We start from the raw sequence: 20,478 nt of genomic DNA on the forward strand, positions 1-20,478 counted from the left end.
AACGTTCGACGAACGCGTGTGGATAACTTTATCCACATCGCGAGAGTCCAGCGAAATACTGCGAAGATTCTGAAAATTCGTACACCAACTTGCCCGGATGCCACAGCCTGACCCAAAAGTCTTGACACCCCCGTCTGAATACTCGGGGGGCCGTTGACGCCCATGCCGTCCCATGCTATCCCAAGAATGCCCATTTAAGGGGGGCTCTTACCCATTCTGGTTAACACCGGGGGCGGGGGCTGAATGGGCCAAGCGGGGCTAGCGCGGGGCACCCGACCGCGCATGGGGGATAGCAGGGGGGACCACCGGGCCTATGGCCGTTTTCCTGTCCACATACGTCAACAAAGTTGACAGGAAAGGGCGTGTGTCCATCCCGGCACAGTTCAGGCAGTCGCTTGCCAAGACGTCGGCTCCCAGCACCGTCTACCTCTGGCCTTCGCTGAACCACCAGGCGCTGGAAGGCGCCGACCAGGACTATCTCGACGTCCTCTCCGAGAGCCTCGAATCCCCTGACCTCGATGCCGACGAGCGCGACATGATCGAGACCTTCATCTTCGGAAAGCTGATCCCCGTCTCCTCCGACGCCGAAGGCCGCATCGTCCTGCCCAAGGAACTGGCGGAGTTCGCCGGCATCACCGAGGAGGCCGCCTTCATCGGCCGCCGCAAGACCTTCCAGATCTGGGAACCCGACGCGCTGAAGGCCCACGAGGCCGCCCTTCGCGAGCAGGTCGTGCGCAAGGACATCTCCCTCAGCCAGATCGTCGCCAAGGCCTCCCGCGGCGCCGCCAGCCGGAGCGGGGAGGGCGCCTGATGACCGACACCCGCATCCATATTCCCGTACTGCTGGACGAGGTGATCGCCGCGCTGTCCCCGCGCGACGGCGGTCTCTATGTCGACGGCACCTTCGGTGCCGGCGGCTACAGCCGCGCCCTGCTGCGGTCGGCCTCCTGCCGCGTGATCGGCATCGACCGCGACCCCGCGGCGATCGAGCGCGGTCGCGCCCTGGCCCAGGAGTTCCCCGGCCGGCTCGAGGTGATCGAGGGCCGCTTCGGCGATATGGACACGCTGCTGGCGGACCATGGCGTCGACAAGGTCGACGGCGTGGCGCTCGACGTCGGCGTCTCCTCTCCCCAGATCGACGAGCCGGAGCGCGGGTTCTCCTTCCGCTTCGACGGTCCGCTCGACATGCGGATGGGACGGGATGGGCCGACCGCCGCCGACGTGGTCAACACCGCCGACGAGGCGGAACTGGCCGACATCATCTATCAGCTGGGCGAGGAACGGATGGCGCGCCGCGTCGCCCGCGCCATTGTCGCCGCCCGCCGCGAGGCGCCGATCGAGCGCACGGCGCGGCTGGCCGACATCATCCGCTCGGTGGTGCCGAAGGGGAAGGGCGACGGGATCGACCCGGCCACCCGGACCTTCCAGGCCCTGCGCATCCATGTGAACGACGAATTGGGCGAGTTGCGGCGCGGCCTGTCCGCCGCCGAGTCGCTGCTGGCGCCCGGCGGGCGTCTGGCCGTCGTCTCCTTCCATTCGCTGGAGGACCGCGAGGTCAAGGCGTTCCTGCGGGAACGCTCCTCGCCGCCGCCCTCCCCGTCCCGCCATACGCCCGTGACCGCGGTCGCGGCGCATCACCCATCCTTCCGCCTGCTCTCCCGGAAACCCGTGGACCCGAGCGAGGCCGAAGCCCGCAACAACCCCCGCGCCCGGTCCGCCCGGCTGCGCGCGGCTGAACGTACCGAGGCGCCCGCGTTCCCGGCGCCCGGCAAGGAGGCAGCATGAAAGGCAAGACCTGGCTGTTCTGGGGCGGCCTGATCGCGGCCGCCGGTGGCGTGCTGTTCCAGACCAGCTACGACGTCCAGGATCTTGAGGAGAAGCTCGCCGGGCTGAACCGCAAGATCATTCAGGAACAGGAGTCCATCCAGGTCCTGAAGGCCGAGTGGAGCTACCTGAACGACCCGACCAAGCTGGAACAGATGGCGCAGGCCTATCTGGCGCTGCAGCCGAGCGAGCCGCGCCAGTACATGGCGATGGACATGATCCCCATGCGTCCGGGCGACGCCGTCCAGCCGCCTGCCCAGATCGGTCCCGCCCAGGCCAACCCTGCCCCGCTGCCGCCGATGGTGCGCGCGCCCGGCACCGGCGCCCCGCAGGTTGCCGCCGCCCGCATCCCCGCCGCTCCCAACAACAACGGCGCCGCCGGAATCGTTCCGGTCAGCCTGCCGGCCGGTGCGGCGCTGGCGAAGCCGCTGCCGATGGACAAGGCGCTGGAACGCGCGCCGGTCGTCGTGCCCGCCTCCCTGCCCTCCACCGGCAGTCTGGCCGACCCGTCCCGCGCCGCCCGGATCAAGCCCTCCGCCCTGGTGCCCGGCTCCGCCCGGGCGCCGGCGGAGAAGGCGCCCGACCGCGCCGCCGGCAAGCTGGCGCCCAGCGCGCCGACCGCGCGCCCGACCGAACTGGCGGCCCGCCCGACTCCGCCGGCACCGGCGCCGGCTGCTGCGCCTAAGGCTGCCGCTGCTGCGGCCTACCAGCCCAAGCCGACCGACAGCCTCGGGCTGCTCGTTGCGCGCCTGGGGGCCAATCGATGAACGGTCACGACCACGGCGGCCCGGCCGGCTACGGCCAGCCCGGCGCCAGCACCGGCAGCACCTATGTGCCGCCGCCGGCGCCCTCGCCCTTTCCCCCGTCGCCCCAGCAGCAGTCCGCCAAGCCGCGGACCTCGCTGGCGGTTGCGCTGGAACAGAGCCGTTACCGCCTGATGGTGACGGCTGCCGTGGTCACGACCGTCTTCACCGCGATCAGCGTCAAGCTGGCGATGGCCACCCTGTTCGCGGGCGGCGGCGAACCGCGCCAGCATGTGGCGCTGGAACTGGACAACACCACCACCAACCGTGCCGACATCCTCGACCGCAACGGCAACCTGCTGGCGACCTCACTGGTCACCCAGTCGCTCTACGCCGACCCGAAGCTGGTGTCGCGCCCGGAAGAGGCCGCGCAGAAGCTGGTCAGCGTCCTGCCGGAGCTTGATTACAAGGACGTCCTGGGCAAGCTGGTCGGCGACCGCCGGTTCGTCTGGCTGAAGCGCAATCTGACCCCGAAGCAGCAGGCCGCCGTCCATCGGCTCGGCATTCCCGGCATCGCGTTCGAGCGGGAGGAGCGCCGCTTCTACCCCGCCGGCCCACTGACCTCGCACGTCGTCGGCTTCACCGGCATCGACAACAACGGCCTTGCCGGCATGGAGCAGGGCTTCAACAAGCGGTTGACCGAGGATCCGGGAACGCCGGTTCAGCTCTCAATCGACCTGCGGTTGCAGCACGTCCTGAAGAAGGAACTGGCCGCCACGGTGCAGGAGTTCAGCGCCATCGGCGCCGCCGGCATCGTCTTCGACGTGCGCAACGGCGAAGTGCTGGCGATGGTTTCGCTGCCCGATTTCGACCCGCAGGACCCGACCGGCCTGAACCCCGACACGCTGTTCAACCGGGCGACCCTCGGCGTCTACGAGATGGGCTCGACCTTCAAGATTTTCAACTCCGCGTTGGCCTTCGACAGCGGCAAGATCCGGGTGTCGGACATGTTCGACGCGGCCCACCCGATCAAGATCGGCCGCTTCACCATCAACGACTACCACAACCTGCACCGGGCCCTGACGGTGGCGGAAGTGTTCCAGCACTCCTCCAACCTCGGTTCCGTGCGCATGGTGCAGCAGGTGGGCGTGGCCGCGCAGAAGGCCTTCATGACCAAGATGGGCTTCACCAAGCCCACTGGTCTGGAACTGCCGGAAAGCGGCTGGCCGCTGGTGCCGAATCCGTGGCGCGAGGTCAACAGCTACACCATCTCCTTCGGCCACGGCATCTCGGTCAGCCCGATGCACACGGTGGCCGCCGCGGCGTCCGTCATCAACGGTGGTTTCTTCCATAAGCCGACGCTGCTGAAGCGCAAGCCGGGCGACGAGATTCCGACCGAACAGGTGGTGTCGCGCCAGACCTCCGACATGATGCGGCGCATGTTCCGCTTCGTGGTCACCGAGGGCACCGGCAAGTCGGCAGAAGTCAAGGGCTATGTCGTCGGTGGAAAAACCGGCACCGCCGACAAGCAAAAGGGGCGGCATTACCAGAAGAACTCGCGCATGTCGTCGTTCCTGGGCGCCTTCCCGATGAACGATCCCCGCTACATCGTCTATGTGCTGGTGGACGAGCCCAAGGCCACGGCCAAGACCTATGGCTACGCCACCGGCGGCTGGGTCGCCGCCCCGGCGGTGGGACGCATCGTCAAGCAGATCGGCCCGTTCCTGAACACGCCGATGGTGGACGAGAACGCGCCGGAAATCCTGAACTCCACCTACCTGAACGCCGCCGGTTCCACCAACTGGCAGCAGACCATGCCCTCCGTCACCGCCCCACCCCCGTCGAAGGGAAGCACCGTTGCGTCTTTCCCAACTCAGACCAAACCGCGCTGACGCCACCGCCGGCGCTGCCGACCCCGACATCGCCGGGCTGACCGCCGACAGCCGCGCGGTCAGGCCCGGCTTTGTCTTTGCCGCCCTGCCCGGCGTGAAGGCCGACGGGCGCGCCTTCATCGCCGATGCGCTCGCAAAGGGCGCCGCCGCCGTGCTGGCGCCCGAGGGCACCGAACTGCCCGCCGGCTCCACCGCCGTCCTGCTGACCGATCCACAACCCCGCCTCGCCTTCGCGCGCATGGCCGCCGCCTTCCATGGCGGGCGCCAGCCGGAGACGGTGGTGGCGGTGACCGGCACCAACGGCAAGACCTCCACCGTTCAGTTCGCCGCCCAGATCTGGACCCGGCTCGGCCTGCCCGCCGGCAGCCTGGGCACGCTGGGCCTGCTCGGCCCCGGCCTGCATGGCTATGGCGGGATGACGACTCCGGACCCGGTGTCGCTGCACCGCGACCTCGCCGCCGCCAAGGACGCCGGCATCGACCATCTGGCGATGGAGGCGTCGAGCCACGGGCTGGAGCAGTTCCGGTTGGACGGCGTGGCGATCAAGGCCGCCGGCTTCACCAACCTGACGCTGGATCATCTGGACTATCACGGCACGATGGAGGCGTACCGCGACGCCAAGGCGATGCTGTTCGACCGCGTCCTGCCGCCGGGCGCCGTCGCGGTGCTGAATGCCGACTCTCCGGAATTTCAACATTTTGCCACCATTTGTAACCACCGTGGTCACCGCGTCCTGTCCTATGGTCTGGCCGGCATCGAGCTTCGGGTGACCGGGGTGGAGCCGCTGGCCCATGGCCAGCGCCTCGCCCTGTCCGTGCTCGGCCGCGACGTGACGGTGGACCTGCCGCTGGCGGGTCGCTTCCAGGCCTGGAACGTGCTCTGCGCGCTGGGTCTGGTCATCGGTTCCGGCTGTGAGGCCGGGCGGGCGCTGGCCACGCTTTCCTCCCTGGAAGGCGTGCCGGGCCGGTTGCAGCATGTCGCGACCCACCCCAACGGGGCGACGGTCTACGTCGATTACGCCCACACGCCCGACGCGCTGGAAACGGTGCTGCGGGCGCTGAAGCCGCATGCCGCGCGCCATCTGGTGACGGTGTTCGGCTGCGGCGGCGACCGTGACCGCAGCAAGCGGCCGGTGATGGGGGCGCTGGCGGCCAGACTGGCCGACCGCGCCATCGTCACCGACGACAACCCGCGCACCGAGGATCCCGCCTTCGTGCGGAGCGAGGTGCTGGCCGGGGCCACCGGGGAACTGGCCGGCCGGCTGGAGGAGATCGGCGACCGGGCCGAGGCGATCCGCACCGCGGTGCGGCAGCTTCAGCCCGGCGACGTGCTGGTCATCGCCGGCAAGGGCCATGAACAGGGACAAACGATCGGCACCGAGGTGCGTCCGTTCGACGATGCGGACGAGGCCCGGAAAGCCGTAGCGGAGGTTGGAGCATGAGTGCGGAGAAGACGGTCCTCTGGACTGCGGCGGACGCGGCGGACGCCACCGGCGGGCGTCTGGCCGGCCCGTCCGCCTGGACCGCCACCGGCGTCACCATCGACAGCCGCAAGGTGGCGCCGGGCGACCTGTTCGTCGCCATCCGCGGACCGAATTTCGACGGGCACGCCTTCGTCGGCGCCGCGCTGGCCGCCGGGGCCGCCGCGGCGCTGGTCGACCATCTGCCGCACGGTTTGCCGGCAGACGCGCCGCTGCTGATCTCCCCGATCGACACGCTGGAGGCGATGGCGGCGCTGGGCAAGGTCGCGCGGGCACGCTGCGGCGCGCGCTTCGTCGGCGTCACCGGCTCGGTCGGCAAGACCGGCACCAAGGAGACGCTGCGCCACGTCCTGTCGGCGCAAGGCGCGACCTATGCCACCGAAGGCAGCCTGAACAACCATTGGGGCGTGCCGCTGTCGCTCGCCCGCCTGCCCGCCGACTGCGCCTATGGCGTGTTCGAGCTGGGGATGAACCACGCCGGCGAACTCGGCCCCCTGTCCCAACAGGTCAAGCCGCATGTCGCCATCATCACCACGGTGGAGGCGGCGCATCTGGAATTCTTCTCCGGCGTCGAGGCCATCGCCGACGCCAAGGCCGAGATCTTCGAAGGGCTGGACGCGGACGGCGTCGCCGTGCTGAACCGCGACAACGGGCAATATGCCCGGCTGGCCGCCGCCGCGCGCCGCCGTGGCCTGACCAAAATCTGGAGCTTCGGCGCTCATGAGGAGGCCGACGCCCGGCTGGTCGACTGTTCGCTGCACGCCACCTGCAGCGCGGTGACCGCGGTCATCCGCGGTGAGCGGCTGCAATATTGCCTGTCGCTGCCGGGCAAGCACTGGGTGATGAACAGCCTCGCGGTGCTGCTGGCGGTGAAGGCGCTGGGCGCCGACGTTGCCGCCGCCGCCCGGTCCCTGTCCAGCCTGCAGCCGGTCAAGGGCCGCGGCACCCGCAAGCGCATCCAGCTGCCGCAGGGCGCCTTCACCCTGATCGACGAAAGCTACAACGCCAGCCCGGCCGCCATGACGGCGACGCTGGAGGTGCTGGGGAAGATCGACCCCGGCGCCGGCGGCCGGCGGATCGCCGTGCTGGGCGACATGCGCGAGCTGGGCGACCGCGCCGACGCGCTGCACATCGCGCTGGCCGAGCCGCTGCGCGCCGCGCAGGTGGACGCCGTCTATGCCTGCGGGCCGCACATGAAGGCGCTGTTCGACCGCCTGCCGGCGGCGATGCGCGGCGCTTGGACCGAGACCAGCGTGGAGCTGGCCCCCATCGTGACCGGGACCGTAAAAGGCGGCGACGTTATCATGGTCAAGGGGTCTCTGGGCAGTCGTACAGGTCTGATCGTCGATGCGCTCGCGGCACTCGACAGCGGGCGCGAAAGCGAGGACAAAGCCGCCTCCCGAACCACCAACCAGCCACAGGCAGCGGCGCAGTCCGCGCAGGCGCCGCGAGGCTGACGGACCCAAATGCTCTACAACCTCCTTTTCGGTCTGGCCGACGTCTTCACGCCGTTCAACCTGTTCCGGTATCTCACCTTCCGGACCGGCGGCGCCGTGCTGACGTCGCTGGTCATGAGCTTCGTGTTCTTTCCGCGCCTGATCGCCTGGCTGAAGCGCAAGCAGGGCGAAGGCCAGCCCATCCGCGCCGACGGCCCGGAGACCCATTTCAAGAAGAAGGGCACGCCCACCATGGGCGGCCTGATGATCCTGATCGCGATGACGGTCAGCACCCTGCTGTGGGCCGACCTGACCAACGCCTACATCTGGATCGTCCTGCTGGTGACCATCGGCTACGGCCTGATCGGCTTCGGCGACGATTACCTGAAGCTGACCAAGCGCAACACCAAGGGCCTGTCCGGCCGCTTCCGCCTGGGCTGGGAGATCACCATCGGGCTGGTCGCTTCGGCGCTGATCATGTGGGTATCGGCCCCGCCGCTTTCGGGCGGCGTCGCGGTTCCCTTCGTCAAGGATTTCCTGATCCAGCTGTCCTGGTTCTTCGTGCCCTTCGGCGCCTTCATCATGGTCGGCGCCTCGAACTCGGTGAACCTGACCGATGGTCTGGACGGTTTGGCCATCGTGCCGACGATGATCGCGGCCGGCTGCTTCGCCCTGATCTCCTACCTCTCCGGCAACGCGATCTTCGCCAACTACCTGCAGATCCATCATGTGCCGGGTTCCGGCGAGCTGACGATCTTCTGCGGGGCGCTGATCGGCGCCGGCATCGGCTTCCTCTGGTACAACGCCCCGCCGGCGATGGTCTTCATGGGCGACACCGGGTCGCTGTCGCTGGGCGGCGCGCTGGGTGCGGTCAGCGTGGTGACCAAGCACGAGATCGTTCTCGCCATCATCGGCGGCCTGTTCGTGCTGGAGACGGTGTCGGTGATCGTGCAGGTCGCTTCTTTCAAGCTGACCGGCAAGCGAGTCTTTCGCATGGCTCCGCTGCACCATCACTTCGAGAAAAAAGGCTGGGCCGAACCGACGGTGGTGATCCGCTTCTGGATCATCGCCTCGATTCTGGCGCTGGTCGGCCTGTCCACGCTGAAGCTGCGCTGAGGGGGGACCGGCGATGATCGACCTGTTCTACATGCAGGAGCTGCCCGTCGCAGTGATGGGGCTGGGCAAGTCCGGCCTCGCCACCGCCCGCGCGTTGCGCGACAGCGGCGCCGAGGTGCGGGTGTGGGACGACAACCCCGCCTCCCGCGCCGCCGCGGAGGCGGAGGGCTTCGCCGTCGTCGATCTCGCCACTGCCGATCTATCGGACCTGACCACCATCGTCTGGTCGCCCGGCATCCCCCACACCTTCCCCAAGCCGCACCCGGTGGCGGAGCGCGCCCGCGCGCTGGGGATCGAACTGATCTGCGACATCGAACTGCTGGGCCGGGCGGAGCGTGACTGCGCCTTCATCGGCATCACCGGCACCAACGGCAAATCGACCACCACCACGCTGGTCGGCCACATCCTGGCCGCCGCCGGGCGCAAGGCCGCCGTCGGCGGCAACCTCGGCACGCCGGTGCTGACCTTCGACCCCATCGGGTCTGGCAACACCTGCGTGCTGGAGATGTCGAGCTACCAGCTGGAGTTGACCCACTCCATCACCTTCGACATCGCGGTCCTGCTTAACATCACGCCCGACCATCTCGCCCGCCATGGCGGGATGGAGGGCTATGTCGCCGCGAAGAAGCTGATCTTCCATCGCCAGACCTGGCCGCGCACCGCGGTGATCGGGGTGGACGACGAGCATTGCCGGAAAATCCACGCCGACCTCGTCGCCGCCGGCGACCAGCGCGTGTGGCCGATCTCGGCCCGGGGGCCGGTCGCAGGCGGCGTCTATGCCGCTGACGGCTGGCTGGTCGACGACACCGACGGCGAGGCTGTGCACGTGGCGGAGCTGTCGGCGCTGCCGACCCTGCTGGGCGCCCACAACTGGCAGAACGCCGCCGCCGCCTTTGCCACCTGCAAGGCCGCCGGCCTGCCGGTGCCGGCCATCGTCGCGGCGATGGCGACCTTCCCCGGCCTCGCCCACCGGCAGCAGCTGGTCGGCACGCTGGATGGCGTGCGCTTCGTCAACGACAGCAAGGCGACCAACGCCGACGCCACGGAAAAGGCGCTTGCGACCTTCGACCCGATCTATTGGATCCTCGGCGGACAGGCCAAGGACACCGGGCTGAACGGGCTGGAGGGCTATATGGGCCGCGTGCGCCACGCCTTCCTGATCGGCGAGGCGCAGGAACAATTCGCCGCATGGCTCGATGCGCAGGGCGTTGCCTATACACGCTGCGGAACGCTGGATGTCGCGACCGCGAAGGCGGCCGGGATGGCGCTGGCGGAGCGGCTGGCGGGCGCCTGCGTGCTGCTGTCGCCAGCTTGCGCGTCGTGGGACCAGTTCGCCAATTTCGAGAAGCGCGGCGACGCCTTCGCGGCCTATGTCGCGAACATCGTTTCCGCGCATGAGAACACCGGGACCGGTACCAGCGGAGGCGTTGCATGATCACCTTCGACCGCACCGACCAATCGATCTTCGGCCGCTGGTGGTGGACCGTCGACCGCTGGCAGCTGGGCGCCGTCGCCCTGCTGATGTTCCTCGGGACCGTCCTGATCACCGCGGCCAGCCCGCCGGTGGCCGAGCGCATCGGTATCCAGGACACCTTCTATTTCGTCGAACGCCACGTGATGATGCTGATCCCGGCGATCATCATCATGGTCGGCGTCTCGCTGCTCAGCCCTCGCGGCGTGCGGCGGGTGGCGCTGGGGGTGTTCCTGATCTCGGTGGTGCTGGTCTACGCCACCCTGGTCGTGGGCGTGGAGATCAAGGGCGCCCGCCGCTGGATCCATGTCCCCGGCCTGTCGATCCAGCCGTCGGAGTTCGTGAAGCCGGCCTTCGCCGTGGTCGCGGCCTGGCTGTTCTCGCTGTCGCGCACCAATCCGGGCTTCCCCGGCGCGCTGGTGTCGATGGTGCTGTACGGCGTCACCATGGTCGGCCTGATCCTGCAGCCCGACTTGGGCATGACCTTCGTCGTCTCCGCCGTCTGGTTCACCCAGTTCTTCCTGGCCGGGCTGAACCTCGTGCTGGTGATGGGGCTGGGCGGCTTGGGTATCGTCGGACTGGTCGGCGCCTATTACACGCTGCCGCACGTCACCAGCCGCATTGACCGCTTCCTCGACCCGCATGCCGGCGACAATTACCAGGTCAACCGTTCGCTGGAGGCCTTCGCCAACGGCGGCCTGATGGGAACCGGACCCGGTCAGGGCACGGTGAAGTTCTATCTGCCTGACAGCCACGCCGACTTCATCTTCGCGGTCGCCGGCGAAGAGCTGGGGCTGATTTTCTGCTTGGGATTGGTGGTGCTGTTCGCCTTTGTCGTGCTGCGTGGATTCGCCCGCATCTTCAACGACAACAACTACTTCGTCCTGCTGGCCGCCGCCGGTCTTCTGATCCAGTTCGGGCTTCAGGCGGCGATCAACATGGGTTCGTCCTTGCATCTTATGCCGACCAAGGGCATGACCCTGCCGTTCATCTCTTACGGCGGCTCCTCGCTGCTCGCTCTCGGGTTCGGCATGGGCATGGTTCTGGCTTTGACACGCAAACGCTTCGGCCCCCTGGAATGAGGAGGCCGACGGACTTGAGCGCGACGACCCTCGACGCGAACGCCAACAAAGTGATCGTGCTGGCCGCCGGCGGCACCGGCGGACACATGTTCCCGGCCGAAGCGCTGGCGCGCGAGCTGCTGTCCCGCGGCCGCGCGGTGACGCTGGTCACCGACAAGCGCGGCCACGCCTTCGGCGAGAATCTGCCGGAGGTGCCGGTCCACCGCATCCGCGCCGCCTCGCCCGGTGCAGGCATCGTCGGCAAGCTGAAGGCAGCCCTGCAGATGGGTCTCGGCCTGCTGGAGGCGCGGGCGCTGATGCGCCGGCTCGACCCCGCCGCGGTCGTCGGCTTCGGCGGCTACCCGTCCGTACCCACCGTCTATGCCGCCATCCAGTCCAGGGTGCCGGCCCTGCTGCACGAACAGAATGCCGTGCTGGGCCGCGCCAACCGGATGCTGATCGCCGGGGCCAGCCGCATCGCCGTCGCCTTCCCCGGCATCGAGAAGCTGGGCGAGGCGCAGCGCGCCAAGATCGTCCGCACCGGCAACCCGGTACGCCCGGCGGTCGCCGCCCGCCGCCTCTCCCCGTACGAGGCGCCCGGCGCCGCCGGCCCGATCCGCCTGCTGGTGATGGGCGGCAGCCAGGGTGCCCGCGTCTTTTCCGAGGTGATCCCCGCAGCGCTCGCCCTGCTGCCGGAGGAGATGCGCGCCCGCATCCATCTGGCGCAGCAGTGCCGTCCGGAAGACCTGGAAGCCGCCCGCGACGCGCTGGAGCCGCTGGGCCTCGCCCGGCTGGAGTTGCAGACCTTCTTCCGCGACGTGCCGGAGCGGCTGGCCGCCTGCCACCTAGCCGTGACCCGCGCCGGCGCCTCCACCATCGCCGAGCTGACCTGCGTCGGCCGTCCGGCGATCCTGGTGCCCTACCCGCACGCCACCGACGACCACCAGACCGCCAACGCCCGCCATCTCGCCGAGGCCGGCGCCGCCTGGCTCGTGCCGCAGCCCTCCTTCACCGCCCAGGCCCTGGCCGAGCGGCTGTCCTCCCTGCTGGCCGACCCGCAGGCGCTCGCAGCATCGGCGCGGGCCGCCCACGAGTGGGGCACCGCCGACGCAGCCACTGCGCTGGCCGACGCCGTGCTGGCGATGCTGGACGGCGGCCCGACCGCTCGTGCCGACGCTTACTCCGACCACGACCAATCCCACCACGCCCGGCGCTCGTCCGCCGGCGCCAGCGCCAAGGGGGCCGCGGAATGATGAAACCCATGCGGAATCTGACGCGACCGACGCCGCGGCCGCTGCAGGACTGGCCGGCGGACATGACGCGGACCGAGGGCGGCTGGTACAACCGTCCCGGCTGCCCGCTGGTGCCGCGCTTCCTCGCCGAAGGCGGCTTCCTGCGTGACCGCCTGTCGATGATCCACGGATCGCAGCCCCTCCCCGACGACCTGTCCGATGAGGCGGTCGACGCCACCCTTCGCCTGATGCTTCGCCGCGGAAAGTAAGCCTGACATGCGCGCCCTCCCCCTCTCGATCGGCACCATCCACTTCGTCGGCATCGGCGGCATCGGCATGAGCGGCATCGCCGAGGTGCTGCGGAACCTGGGCTATACCGTCCAGGGCTCCGACCTCGCCGAGAACGCCAACGTCAAGCGCCTGCGCGAGCTGGGCATCAAGGTGTTCGTCGGCCATCGCGGCGAGAACATCGCCGGCGCCGCCGTGGTCGTCGTCTCCTCCGCCGTCAAGCGCGACAATCCGGAGGTGGTGGCCGCCCGCGCCGCCCTGGTGCCGGTGGTCCGCCGCGCCGAGATGCTGGGCGAGCTGATGCGCCTGAAATGGGCCATCGCCATCGGCGGCACCCATGGCAAGACCACGACGACCTCGATGGTCGGCCATATGCTGGAGCATGCCAACCTCGACCCCACGGTCATCAACGGCGGCATCATCAACGCCTACGGCTCCAACACCCGGCTCGGCACCGGCGACTGGATGGTGGTCGAGGCGGACGAGAGCGACGGCACCTTCGTGAAGCTGCCGGCCTGCATCGCCGTCGTCACCAACATGGATCCGGAGCATCTGGACTTCTACGGCACCTTCGACAACGCGCGGGCCGCCTTCGACAGCTTCGTCCAGAACATCCCCTTCTACGGCTTCGCCGCGCTCTGCATCGACCATCCCGAGGTGCAGGCGATGATCCCCCGCGTGTCGGACCGTCGCATCGTCACCTACGGCTTCTCGCCGCAGGCCGACATCCGCGCGGTCAACGTGGAGCTGGGTCCCGACGGCGCCAAGTACGACGTGCTGATCTACGACCGCCACACCGGCGAGAGCCGCGCCATCGCCGGCGTGCGCCTGCCGATGTACGGGCCGCACAATGTCCAGAACTCGCTGGCCTGCTTCGCCGTCGGCAACGAGATGGGCCTGCCCGACGTGGTGATGCGCGACAGCATGGCCAAGTTCCAGGGCGTGAAGCGCCGCTTCACCAAGACCGGCGAGGCCAACGGCATCACCGTCATCGACGATTACGGCCACCACCCGGTGGAAATCGCCGCGGTGCTGAAGGCCGCGCGCACCGCCGGCACCGGCCGCACCATCGCCGTGGTCCAGCCGCACCGCTACTCCCGCCTCGCCGCCCTGTTCGAGGAGTTCTGCACCTGCTTCAACGACGCCGACGCCGTGATCGTCGCCGACGTCTATGCCGCCGGTGAGACGCCGATCGAGGGCGTCAGCCGCGACAGCCTGGTGGAGGGCCTGCGCATGCACGGCCACCGCCATGTCGTGGCCCTGCAGAACCAGCAGGAACTGGCGCAGGTCGTGCGCGAGATGGCGCGGCCCGGCGACTTCGTCGTCTGCCTGGGCGCCGGCAACATCACCCAGTGGGCGAACGCCCTGCCGGGCGAGCTGACCGCCCTCTATGGCGCCACGCGATGACGGCAGCGCCCCGCATGAGCCCGGCAGACGGCCACCTGCCCAACGGCCATCTGATGACACGGATGCCCGCCGTGCGCGGCCGGCTGACCGCCGACGCTGCGCTGGCGCCGGTGACGTGGTTCCGCGTCGGCGGCCCGGCCGAGGTGATGTTCCGCCCGGCCGACGCCGACGACCTCGCCGACTTCCTGGCCGCCCTGCCGGCCGAGGTGCCGGTGACGGTGATCGGCGTCGCCTCCAACCTGCTGGTGCGGGACGGCGGCGTGCCGGGCGTCACCATCCGGCTCGGCCGCGGCTTCACCGACATCGCCGCAGACGGGATGACGCTGACGGCCGGTGCGGCGGCGCTCGACCTCAATGTCGCGATGGTCGCCCGCGACGCCGGGATCGCCGGGCTGGAGTTCCTCTCCGGCATTCCCGGCACCATCGGCGGCGCGTTGCGCATGAACGGCGGGGCCTATGGCCGCGAACTGGCCGACGTGCTGGTCTCGGCCACCGCGGTGGCGCGCGACGGCCGGCGGCTGGAGTTCAGCCATGCCGGCATGGGCTTCACCTACCGCCACAGCGCCGCGCCGGAAGACTGCATCTTCACCGGCGCCGTCCTGTGCGGCGAGCCCGGCAATCCGCTGGAGATCGCGCGCCGCATGGCCGAAATCTCCGACAAGCGCGCCGACAGCCAGCCGGTCCGCTCCCGCACCGGCGGTTCGACCTTCAAGAATCCGGACGGCCACAAGGCCTGGGAGCTGATCGACAAGGCCGGCTGCCGCGGCCTGTCCATCGGCGACGCCCAGGTGTCGGAAAAGCACTGCAACTTCCTGATCAACAACGGCACGGCCACCGCCGCCCAGCTGGAAGCGCTGGGCGAGGAGGTCCGCCGCCGCGTGTTCGAGACCAGCGGCGTCACGCTGGAGTGGGAAATCAAGCGCATCGGCGTTCCCGCCGCCGAAGGAGCCGCCCAATGACCGAAGCCCTGCTCCACGCCCACAAGAAGCATGTCGCCGTCCTGATGGGCGGCTGGTCGGCCGAGCGCGAGGTGTCGCTGGTCAGCGGGGCCGGCGTCGCCAAGGCGCTGGAGGAGGAAGGCTACCGCGTCACCGCCGTCGACGTGCAGCGCGACCTGGGCGGGCTGATGAACGCCCTGAGCAACCCGCGCCCCGACGTGGTGTTCAACGCCCTGCACGGCCGCGGCGGCGAGGACGGGACCATCCAGGGCGTGCTGGAGTTCCTCGGCCTGCCCTACACCCATTCGGGCGTCCAGGCCGCGGCCATCGCCATGGACAAGGCGATGACCAAGCGGGTGCTGGACACCGTCGGCATCCGCTCCCCCAAAGGCATGGTGCTGTCCCGCGGGGAAATCACCGGCGGTACCCACCCCATGCCGGCGCCCTATATCGTCAAGCCTGTGGACGAAGGCTCGACCGTTGGCGTAACCCTGGTCCGCGAGGGGCAGAACAGCCCGGTCGGCGATGCGTGGACCTTTGGCGAGCGCGCGCTGATCGAGGAGTTCATCCCCGGTCGCGAGCTGACCGTGGGCGTCATGGGTGACCGCGCTTTGGCGGTGACCGAGATCGTCTTTCAGGCTCAGGTCTACGACTACACCGCGAAATACAGCGCCGGCCACGCCGTCCACACCATCCCCGCCGCGGTTCCCGAGGCGGTGGCGGAAGAAGCGAAGCGGCTGGCGGTGCTTGCGCACCACACCCTGGGCTGCCGGGGCGTGTCGCGTAGCGACTTCCGCTGGGATGACAGCCGGCCGGGAACGGACGGTCTGTACTTCCTGGAGATCAACAACCAGCCGGGCATGACGCCCCTGTCGCTGGTGCCCGAACAGGCCGCGCATGTGGGGATCACCTACGGCGCGCTGGTCGGCTGGCTCGTGGAGAACGCCGCATGTCAGCTCGCCTGATGGCCGACCCGGATTTTCGCGCCGCCGCCGCCGGTGCGCGCGCCCGGGACGAGATGCCGACCCCGCCGCGCGCCATGGCCGCGTCGGCGCAGAAAGGCAAGCGGCGCCGCGCCTGGCCGCGCTGGACCCGCTCCGCCGTCAAGGCGGCGCTGCTGCTGGTGCCGGTGCTGGGGCTGACCGCCGCCGCCGGCTCCGCCTGGAAGCGCGGCACCCTGGCCGACACGCTGGAGGCGGCGCAGGACAGCGTCATCCGGCTGACCGGCGACCTGGGCTTCCGCCTGTCGGAGATCCTGGTTGTCGGCCGCAGCGAGACGGAGCGCGACGCCGTGCTCGACGCGCTGGGCGTGCGCCGGGGCGAGCCGATCCTGTCGATCGATCTGGCCGACGCCAAGCAGCGGCTGGAGGAGCTGCCCTGGGTGTCTTCGGCCTCCATCGAGCGGCGGCTGCCCGGCTTCCTCTATATCCAGCTTTCCGAACGCCAGCCGATGGCGATCTGGCAGCATGACCGCCAGTTCACCGTCATCGACCGCGCCGGCCGCCCGCTGGCCGACGCGGCGGAACTGGCGCGCCGCGGCAACCAGCGGATCGAGACGCTGCCGCAGGTGATCGGCGCCAATGCTCCGCAGCAGGTCCACACCCTGCTGTCGGCGCTGGATGGTGCGCCGACCATCGCACCGATGCTGTCCTCGGCCAGCTGGATCAGCGACCGCCGCTGGAACCTGCAGCTCAGCAACGGCGTGACGGTGAAGCTGCCGGAAGGCACCGCCGACATGCGCCGCGCCCTGCGCCAGCTGGAACAGATGCAGACGGCCAGCCGGGTGCTGGACCGCGACATCGTCGCCATCGACATGCGCCTGCAGGACCGCGCCGCGATCCAGACGTCGTCCACCGCCCAGCTTCCGGGCTGGGACGACGATACGAAGAAGAAGAACGGCAAGAAATCATAAGGCCGATCGGCGGCAGGCTCTTGTGGGGAAGCGCTTATCGCCGGCAGACAAGAGTTGAAGGGAAGTCTTGGGGGGCATGTTCGGGATGGGATTCAACGGTGCCAAGAAGCCGAAGCGGCCGGCCCGTGGCGGGATCGTCACGGCGCTGGACGTCGGCTCGACGAAGGTGTGCTGCGTCATCGCGCGGATGGAGGAGCCCGGCTCCCTCCGCGTGATCGGCGTCGGCCACCAGATCGCCACGGGCATCCGCGCCGGGACCATCATCGACATGGAGGCGGCGGAGACCTCGATCGGCGCCGCCGTGCATGCCGCCGAACAGATGGCCGGCGAGACGGTGCACGACGTCGTCATCAACCTGTCGATGGGCAACCCCCGCTCCCACGCCTTCACCGCCACCGTCCCGGTTTCCGGCCAGGAGGTGACGGAGGGCGACATCCGCCGCGCCATGGCCCATGCCCGCACCCTGCAGGCCGGCCCCGATCAGGCGCTGATCCACACCATCCCGCTGAGCTTCACCCTGGACGGCATCCGCGGCATCCGTGATCCCAAGGGGATGAGCGGCCATACGCTGGGCACCCAGCTGCATGTGGTCACGGCGGCCAAGGGCGCCATTCTCACGCTGGGCGCCTGCGTCGGGCGCTGCCATCTGCATGTCGAATCCGTCGTGGTCAGCCCCTTCGCCTCCGGCCTCGCCTGTCTGGTGGAGGACGAGATGGAGATGGGCGCCGCCTGCGTCGACATCGGCGGCGGCGGCACCACCATCTCGATCTTCGCCGAGGGCAATCTGGTGTGGACCGGCTTCGTGCCGCTCGGCGGACGCCACGTCACCAACGACATCGCCCACGGTTTGACCACGCCGCTGTCCCATGCCGAACGGCTGAAAGTGCTCTACGGCAGCGCCCGGGTGAACCCGGCCGACGAGCGCGAGATGATCGAGGTGCCGCAGATCGGCGAGGACGAGCGCAGCGGCAGCGGCACCGCCAGCCACCCGCGCTCCTTCCTGGTCAGCATCATCCAGGCGCGGATGGAAGAGATTTTCGAAGAGGTGCGCAGCGCCATCGAGCAGTCGGGCCATTCCAAGCTGGTCGGCCGGCGCGTGGTGCTGACCGGCGGCGCCAGCCAGCTGCCCAACACGCGCGACATGGCCGCCCCCATCCTGGACAAACAGGTCCGCATCGCCCGTCCCACCCGGATCGCCGGCCTCAACGAGGCGCATGGCGGACCGGCCTTCTCGACGGTGGCGGGCCTTCTCCTACATGCCGTCCGCAATCCGACGGAGCTGATGGTGACCGGCCAAGAGGCGGTCGCGTCAACCGGGCTCCTCGGCCGCGTCGGCCTGTGGCTGCGGGAGAATCTGTAGATGACTCTCCCCGCCGCCGCCATTCACCGATTCCCGATCGGACAGACACCGGACACAACCGGGCGCCGGTCGCGGCATATCAAACATCAAACCCAACGAAAACAGGTTGTGGAGGCCTGAATAGAATGATCAACGTGACCATCCCCCAGATCGAGCCCGAGTTGAAGCCGCGCATCACCGTGTTCGGCGTCGGCGGCGCCGGCGGCAATGCCGTCAACAACATGATCAAGTCGAACCTGGAAGGCGTTGACTTCGTCGTCGGCAACACCGACGCGCAGGCGCTGAAGGGTTCCTTGTGCGAAAAGCGCATCCAGCTCGGCACGGGCACCACCCGCGGCCTGGGCGCCGGCTCCAAGCCGGATGTCGGCCGCGCGTCGGCCGAGGAGCAGATCGACGAGATCGTCCAGTATCTCGAAGGCTCCAACATGGTGTTCATCACCGCCGGCATGGGCGGCGGCACCGGCACCGGTGCGGCACCGGTCATCGCGCGCGCGGCCCGCGAGCGCGGCATCCTGACCGTCGGCGTCGTCACCAAGCCCTTCCATTTCGAGGGCGGCCATCGCATGCGGCTGGCGGAAGGCGGCATCGCCGAACTGCAGCAGTATGTCGACACCCTCATCATCATCCCGAACCAGAACCTGTTCCGCATCGCCAACGAGAAGACGACCTTCGCGGATGCCTTCAAGATGGCCGACGACGTTCTGCACTCGGGCGTGCGCGGCGTCACCGACCTGATGGTGATGCCCGGCCTGATCAACCTGGATTTCGCCGACATCCGGTCCGTCATGACCGAGATGGGCAAGGCGATGATGGGCACCGGCGAGGCCGGCGGCGAGCGCCGCGCCATCGAGGCCGCCGAGGCCGCCATCTCCAACCCGCTGCTGGACGACGTGTCGATGAAGGGTGCCCGCGGCGTCCTCATCAACATCACCGGCGGCTACGACATGACCCTGTTCGAGGTCGACGAGGCGGCCAACCGCGTCCGTGACGAGGTCGATCCCGACGCCAACATCATCTTCGGCTCGACCTTCGACAGCTCGCTGGACGGCGTGATGCGCGTGTCGGTCGTCGCCACCGGCATCGACGCCGCGGCGATGAGCAACCCGCGCACCCTGCATCCGGTCAACCTGTCGCTGGTCCCCGGCGACCGCGCCAAGAAGCCGGCCGCTCCCGGCAACCTGACCGGCGCCCCGGCTCCGGCCGCCGCCCAGGCCTCGGCCATCCCCAGCGCCGCAGCCGGTCTGCGCACGCCGCAGCCGGTCACCGCCGGTGCCGCCGCCATCCAGCACGACCCGGCCCAGCAGCAGCCGGCCCACCCGCAGGCCGCCCAGCAGCATGCGGAGGCGCCGAAGCCGTCGGCCGGTCCGCTGCATGGCGAGAACCAGGGCGGCCACTTCTTCGCGCCCAAGCCGGCCGATGCCGGTCCGCGCCAGCCGGTGACCGTCGGTGCCGCCCCGCTGTCGACCCCGCAGCAGCCGGCTCCCCAGCAGCACGCCCCCCAGGCGCCGCAGATGCAGGGTCACCAGCAGCCGCAGCAGCATCAGCCGCAGCAGCAGGCGCCGATGGCCGCTCCGCAGCACCACCATGCCCCGCAGGGCCATCAGCAGCACCCCGGCGGCCTGTCCGTCGGTCCGGCCCCGGCCCCCGCGCCGGAACCGGCGCCGGCCCGCAAGGGCAACTTCCTGTTCGGTCTGGTGACCGGCCTCGGCCGCAAGTCCGAACCGGCGCACCCGCCGGCGCCCCAGCCCGTGCATCAGCCGGCCCCCCAGGCTTACCAGCCGCAGCAGGCTCCGCAGGCCTATCAGCCCCAGAGCTATCCGCAGCAGCAGCCGGCCTATCCGCAGCAGCCGCAGGCTCCCCACCAGGGCTACCCGGCGGGCCAGTATCCCGCGACCCCGCAGCAGCAGCCGGTCTACCCGCCGCAGCAGAGCGCTCCGCAGCAGGCTCCGGGCTATCCGGCCGCTCCGCAGCCGCAGGCTCCCGCCCCGCGGGTGGATGCCAAGCCGGGCGAGCAGGAGGAACTGGACATTCCGGCCTTCCTGCGCCGTCAGGCGAACTGAGCGGACGGACCGCCCGGACGTGAACCCACCTTGGCCGCCGGACCCTTTCCGGCGGCCGGCCGATCCCGGCGAAAGCCGGAGATAACCGCCGTCGCCGCAGCCTCCTAATCGCGGCGCCGGCGGCTCCACAACCTGACCGAACCTTTCGGACCCCGGTGGCGCCCTCGTGCGTCTCCGGGGATTTTTTGTTGCCTCTTTTATGCATGGCTAAGCTGATTGCTTGTATTGCGCACCACTTTTGCCCTGCAACAAACGGTA

17 protein-coding genes are annotated in these 20,478 nt (G+C 69.5%); all 17 read left to right on the forward strand.

Features of this window, described 5'->3' with window-relative positions; all coding sequences use genetic code 11:
- The first annotated feature begins 364 nt into the window (after positions 1-364).
- The 17 genes from TSH20_RS06395 (at position 365) to ftsZ (ending at position 20,220) form a co-directional block, all read left to right on the forward strand.
- Positions 365-811, forward strand: a complete 447-nt coding sequence (locus TSH20_RS06395) for an MraZ family transcriptional regulator (protein ID WP_014248340.1) — start codon at positions 365-367, stop codon at positions 809-811.
- Positions 811-1,785, forward strand: coding sequence for a 16S rRNA (cytosine(1402)-N(4))-methyltransferase RsmH (gene rsmH / locus TSH20_RS06400; protein ID WP_109073936.1), 975 nt, complete (start codon positions 811-813; stop codon positions 1,783-1,785). The genes TSH20_RS06395 and rsmH overlap by 1 nt, the downstream gene beginning before the upstream one ends.
- Complete coding sequence (locus tag TSH20_RS06405; protein ID WP_109073937.1) at positions 1,782-2,591, forward strand: hypothetical protein; 810 nt, start codon at positions 1,782-1,784, stop codon at positions 2,589-2,591. Before rsmH ends, TSH20_RS06405 begins: the two co-directional genes overlap by 4 nt.
- Positions 2,588-4,459, forward strand: coding sequence for a penicillin-binding protein 2 (locus TSH20_RS06410; protein ID WP_109073938.1), 1,872 nt, complete (start codon positions 2,588-2,590; stop codon positions 4,457-4,459). The genes TSH20_RS06405 and TSH20_RS06410 overlap by 4 nt, the downstream gene beginning before the upstream one ends.
- Positions 4,425-5,900: a UDP-N-acetylmuramoyl-L-alanyl-D-glutamate--2,6-diaminopimelate ligase gene (locus TSH20_RS06415; RefSeq protein WP_109073939.1), complete on the forward strand. Its 1,476-nt coding sequence runs from the start codon at positions 4,425-4,427 to the stop codon at positions 5,898-5,900. Before TSH20_RS06410 ends, TSH20_RS06415 begins: the two co-directional genes overlap by 35 nt.
- A complete protein-coding gene (locus TSH20_RS06420; RefSeq protein WP_109073940.1) occupies positions 5,897-7,396 on the forward strand; it encodes a UDP-N-acetylmuramoylalanyl-D-glutamyl-2,6-diaminopimelate--D-alanyl-D-alanine ligase in 1,500 nt (499 codons plus the stop codon). The genes TSH20_RS06415 and TSH20_RS06420 overlap by 4 nt, the downstream gene beginning before the upstream one ends.
- 9 nt (positions 7,397-7,405) lie before the next feature.
- Positions 7,406-8,491: a phospho-N-acetylmuramoyl-pentapeptide-transferase gene (mraY, locus tag TSH20_RS06425; RefSeq protein WP_109073941.1), complete on the forward strand. Its 1,086-nt coding sequence runs from the start codon at positions 7,406-7,408 to the stop codon at positions 8,489-8,491.
- Positions 8,492-8,504: 13 nt separating this feature from the next.
- On the forward strand, positions 8,505-9,926 hold the full coding sequence (murD, locus tag TSH20_RS06430) for a UDP-N-acetylmuramoyl-L-alanine--D-glutamate ligase (RefSeq protein ID WP_109073942.1): 1,422 nt from the start codon (positions 8,505-8,507) through the stop codon (positions 9,924-9,926).
- Complete coding sequence (locus tag TSH20_RS06435; RefSeq protein WP_109073943.1) at positions 9,923-11,044, forward strand: putative peptidoglycan glycosyltransferase FtsW; 1,122 nt, start codon at positions 9,923-9,925, stop codon at positions 11,042-11,044. Before murD ends, TSH20_RS06435 begins: the two co-directional genes overlap by 4 nt.
- The gene (murG, locus tag TSH20_RS06440; protein WP_109073944.1) at positions 11,041-12,276 is read left to right on the forward strand and encodes an undecaprenyldiphospho-muramoylpentapeptide beta-N-acetylglucosaminyltransferase; all 1,236 of its coding nucleotides are present in this window, start codon (positions 11,041-11,043) and stop codon (positions 12,274-12,276) included. Before TSH20_RS06435 ends, murG begins: the two co-directional genes overlap by 4 nt.
- A gap of 8 nt (positions 12,277-12,284) precedes the next feature.
- On the forward strand, positions 12,285-12,524 hold the full coding sequence (locus tag TSH20_RS06445; protein ID WP_247871183.1) for a hypothetical protein: 240 nt from the start codon (positions 12,285-12,287) through the stop codon (positions 12,522-12,524).
- A gap of 7 nt (positions 12,525-12,531) precedes the next feature.
- The gene (murC, locus tag TSH20_RS06450; protein ID WP_109073946.1) at positions 12,532-13,950 is read left to right on the forward strand and encodes a UDP-N-acetylmuramate--L-alanine ligase; all 1,419 of its coding nucleotides are present in this window, start codon (positions 12,532-12,534) and stop codon (positions 13,948-13,950) included.
- A complete protein-coding gene (gene murB, locus TSH20_RS06455; protein WP_109073947.1) occupies positions 13,947-14,909 on the forward strand; it encodes a UDP-N-acetylmuramate dehydrogenase in 963 nt (320 codons plus the stop codon). The genes murC and murB overlap by 4 nt, the downstream gene beginning before the upstream one ends.
- On the forward strand, positions 14,906-15,853 hold the full coding sequence (locus tag TSH20_RS06460; RefSeq protein ID WP_109073948.1) for a D-alanine--D-alanine ligase: 948 nt from the start codon (positions 14,906-14,908) through the stop codon (positions 15,851-15,853). The genes murB and TSH20_RS06460 overlap by 4 nt, the downstream gene beginning before the upstream one ends.
- Positions 15,838-16,800, forward strand: a complete 963-nt coding sequence (locus TSH20_RS06465; RefSeq protein ID WP_109073949.1) for a cell division protein FtsQ/DivIB — start codon at positions 15,838-15,840, stop codon at positions 16,798-16,800. Before TSH20_RS06460 ends, TSH20_RS06465 begins: the two co-directional genes overlap by 16 nt.
- Before the next feature lie 85 nt (positions 16,801-16,885).
- Positions 16,886-18,160: a cell division protein FtsA gene (gene ftsA, locus TSH20_RS06470; protein WP_109074075.1), complete on the forward strand. Its 1,275-nt coding sequence runs from the start codon at positions 16,886-16,888 to the stop codon at positions 18,158-18,160.
- Between the two features lie 125 nt (positions 18,161-18,285).
- Complete coding sequence (gene ftsZ / locus TSH20_RS06475; RefSeq protein WP_109073950.1) at positions 18,286-20,220, forward strand: cell division protein FtsZ; 1,935 nt, start codon at positions 18,286-18,288, stop codon at positions 20,218-20,220.
- Positions 20,221-20,478 lie beyond the last annotated feature (258 nt).

Origin of the sequence: Azospirillum sp. TSH20 (assembly GCF_003115935.1) — a bacterium.
Taxonomy (GTDB): Bacteria; Pseudomonadota; Alphaproteobacteria; order Azospirillales; family Azospirillaceae; genus Azospirillum.

Bases quoted from the DNA above. Each gene is read 5' to 3' on its own strand.
- murD (WP_109073942.1), top strand. From the start codon at position 8,505: ATGATCGACCTGTTCTACATGCAGGAGCTGCCCGTCGCAGTGATGGGG.
- TSH20_RS06465 (WP_109073949.1), top strand. From the start codon at position 15,838: ATGTCAGCTCGCCTGATGGCCGACCCGGATTTTCGCGCCGCCGCCGCC.
- TSH20_RS06420 (WP_109073940.1), top strand. From the start codon at position 5,897: ATGAGTGCGGAGAAGACGGTCCTCTGGACTGCGGCGGACGCGGCGGAC.
- ftsZ (WP_109073950.1), top strand. From the start codon at position 18,286: ATGATCAACGTGACCATCCCCCAGATCGAGCCCGAGTTGAAGCCGCGC.
- murG (WP_109073944.1), top strand. From the start codon at position 11,041: ATGAGGAGGCCGACGGACTTGAGCGCGACGACCCTCGACGCGAACGCC.
- TSH20_RS06435 (WP_109073943.1), top strand. From the start codon at position 9,923: ATGATCACCTTCGACCGCACCGACCAATCGATCTTCGGCCGCTGGTGG.
- rsmH (WP_109073936.1), top strand. From the start codon at position 811: ATGACCGACACCCGCATCCATATTCCCGTACTGCTGGACGAGGTGATC.
- ftsA (WP_109074075.1), top strand. From the start codon at position 16,886: ATGGGATTCAACGGTGCCAAGAAGCCGAAGCGGCCGGCCCGTGGCGGG.
- murB (WP_109073947.1), top strand. From the start codon at position 13,947: ATGACGGCAGCGCCCCGCATGAGCCCGGCAGACGGCCACCTGCCCAAC.
- mraY (WP_109073941.1), top strand. From the start codon at position 7,406: ATGCTCTACAACCTCCTTTTCGGTCTGGCCGACGTCTTCACGCCGTTC.
- TSH20_RS06445 (WP_247871183.1), top strand. From the start codon at position 12,285: ATGCGGAATCTGACGCGACCGACGCCGCGGCCGCTGCAGGACTGGCCG.
- TSH20_RS06405 (WP_109073937.1), top strand. From the start codon at position 1,782: ATGAAAGGCAAGACCTGGCTGTTCTGGGGCGGCCTGATCGCGGCCGCC.
- TSH20_RS06460 (WP_109073948.1), top strand. From the start codon at position 14,906: ATGACCGAAGCCCTGCTCCACGCCCACAAGAAGCATGTCGCCGTCCTG.
- murC (WP_109073946.1), top strand. From the start codon at position 12,532: ATGCGCGCCCTCCCCCTCTCGATCGGCACCATCCACTTCGTCGGCATC.
- TSH20_RS06410 (WP_109073938.1), top strand. From the start codon at position 2,588: ATGAACGGTCACGACCACGGCGGCCCGGCCGGCTACGGCCAGCCCGGC.